Origin of the sequence: Chryseobacterium sp. BGARF1 (genome assembly GCF_001677955.1) — a bacterium.
Taxonomy (GTDB): Bacteria; Bacteroidota; Bacteroidia; order Flavobacteriales; family Weeksellaceae; genus Chryseobacterium.
This window is the reverse complement of record NZ_LELA01000135.1, coordinates 1-2,366: the sequence shown is the minus strand read 5'-3', so window position 1 is coordinate 2,366 and position 2,366 is coordinate 1. Positions and strand designations below refer to the sequence as shown.

Here is a 2,366-nt window from a genome sequence, read left to right as displayed (position 1 = left end):
GTTTTGCAACTCTAAAATGACAATTTTTAGCCAGTTTTTAGCCCATACTCTTTTTTATTATTCATTTTTTAAACAGGCTCTTAAACAATTTATCATTATTACTTATTAAGTCAAAAAAAATAAAATAGTTTACTCATAAAAATTCAGATTGACTAAATTATATATTTTTCAATTATTTAAAACTTTAACAGAACAACGTAATTATGAAAAGTATTATTAAAACCGTTTTAATTGCGAGCATTTCAATTGGTGTAATTTTAGGAATTCTATATTTTATTTATACGCAAATTGATTTTATCGGGCATAAAGATCCAAAAGTTGTAGCAGAAAATGTAAAACGTTGGAACAATACACTTCTTTCTGCGGAATACAGAAACGGGACAAATCATTGTAAAGTAGATTTATTAGATTCTGTTAATATTGAAATCATTGCAGGTAATAATTCTTCCTACGTTATACTTGATAAAGAATATAAACTATCGGGTGATACTATCATTATTGTAGGAGGAATTGAAGATGCTACAAAATATATAGATAGTGATAAGCTTTTAATACGAAAGAACAAACTTCTTTATAAAATTAAATCTCCTGGAAATTTTGATACCATTCAGGCAATGACCATAAAATTCAATACGATCAAACGAAAGAAAGCTCAATGGTAGAAGAGTATGATATAGCGATTTTCGGTGGAGGAATCTCTGGATTTTCGGCAGCATTAAGACTACAAAATAAAGGATTAAAAACAATTGTTTTCAAATCTCACGGGCAGTTGGGAGGATGTGCTGGTTTCTTTACCAAGAAAGGCTTTTCATTCGATGTGGGTGCTACTACTTTAGTAGATTTTATAGAAGGTGGAGTCGGAGGGAATTTTTTCAAAGATATTAAGTTAGATATACCAAAAGGCAAATATATCGATTACATAGCTTGGCTTCCCGACAGACAAATTACGCTTTATCAGGAAGCTGAAAAATGGAAAAAAGAAAGACTGGATAAAATAGGTTCAACTCAAAATCACATAGAATTTTGGAAGCTTATGGATGAGGCCACAAAAGTATTTTGGGCAGCAAGTAGAAAAAACATTAAACTTCCCATTCGTACTCCAAAAGACATCTATATTCTAGTAAAATGTATTGGAATTAAAAACCTTCATTTGGTTAAATATCTTAATTCAACAATGCTGGATATTGTAAAAAAATACAATCTGGAAAATGATAAACCTTTAGTTGGATTACTGTCAATGTTAATAGAAGATACCGTTCACAGCACTATCGACAAAGCTCCGTTTATTAACTCAGCTTTGGGAGTTACCATCAGAGGAGCCGGACTTATGAGAGCAGAAGGAGGAATGAAAAGCTTTTGGAATCATTTATCAAATCATTATTTAAAAATAGGAGGAACTATAAAAAAAGGGAATAAGGTTTTAAATTTTAAACAGGAAAACAACGGTTGGAATATCAAGACGAGCAAAGGATTTTTTAAAGCAAAAAAAGTAATCAATTCTTTACCTATCGATTTACTACAAACGATTTGTCCTGATTCAATAAAAAATAAACTGCAACCCTTTATAGCAAAAAATGAGAAAAATAAAGGTAGTGCAATTGTTGTTTTCTTAGGAGTTCCGGAGGAGGAAGTTTCCGATCAAATTCTAAGTCATCATCAGATTTTACTCGATTATGATTCTAAATTAGGCAATGGAAACAATATGTTTATTTCTGTTTCTGATAAGGATGACCATATTTCTGCACCAAAAGGGTTTCGTTCGGTGATGATTTCAACGCATTGTGAAATTGCAGAGTGGCAGAACCTTTCGGAAATGGAATATCAGATTAAAAAACAAAACATTGGATCGTATTTAATAGAAATGGCAAGAAAAGTTTATCCGAATTTGGGACAAAATCCTATTGTTTATGAAATAGGAACTCCGCTGACTTATCATAAATTCACCAACAGGATAGATGGAAGCGTTGGCGGATTTAAGCAAACTAAAAATAATTCAAACTTCAAAGCAGTTCCTCAGGATATCGGAGTTAAAAACTTTTGGGTTACAGGTGATAATACATGGCCTGGATTAGGGACTGTGGCAGGATTGATTTCGGGACGAATAGCGAGCGAATACGCCGAAAAATAAAGAATTATAATCTTTAGTGATGACAATAAAATGAACTATTCATAAAAATTTTAATCAATCAACGCAAATATTCCTGCTGAATATAGAAATGAGACAGATTATTATAAAATAGATCTATTAGATTCTGTTTTTTAATTTGCAAGAATAAACTGGATATGCAAACAAAAATTCCAGTATAAGTTAAGCTACATTTTGATAAATTTTGTTTTGATTGTTAAATTCTTCTATTGTTTGGTAA

Annotated in this window: 2 protein-coding genes; both read left to right on the top strand. The window is 31.0% G+C overall.

The features are described 5' to 3' along the window. Positions 1-203 precede the first annotated feature (203 nt). Positions 204-662: a hypothetical protein gene (locus AB671_RS20345; protein WP_066681507.1), complete on the top strand. Its 459-nt coding sequence runs from the start codon at positions 204-206 to the stop codon at positions 660-662. Then, entirely contained in the window at positions 656-2,128 is a 1,473-nt protein-coding gene (locus tag AB671_RS20340) for a phytoene desaturase family protein (protein ID WP_066681505.1), read from the top strand. Before AB671_RS20345 ends, AB671_RS20340 begins: the two co-directional genes overlap by 7 nt. The last annotated feature ends 238 nt before the right edge of the window (positions 2,129-2,366 follow it).

Coding starts and splice junctions, on each gene's coding strand:
- AB671_RS20345 (WP_066681507.1), top strand. CDS start 204: ATGAAAAGTATTATTAAAACCGTTTTAATTGCGAGCATTTCAATTGGT.
- AB671_RS20340 (WP_066681505.1), top strand. CDS start 656: ATGGTAGAAGAGTATGATATAGCGATTTTCGGTGGAGGAATCTCTGGA.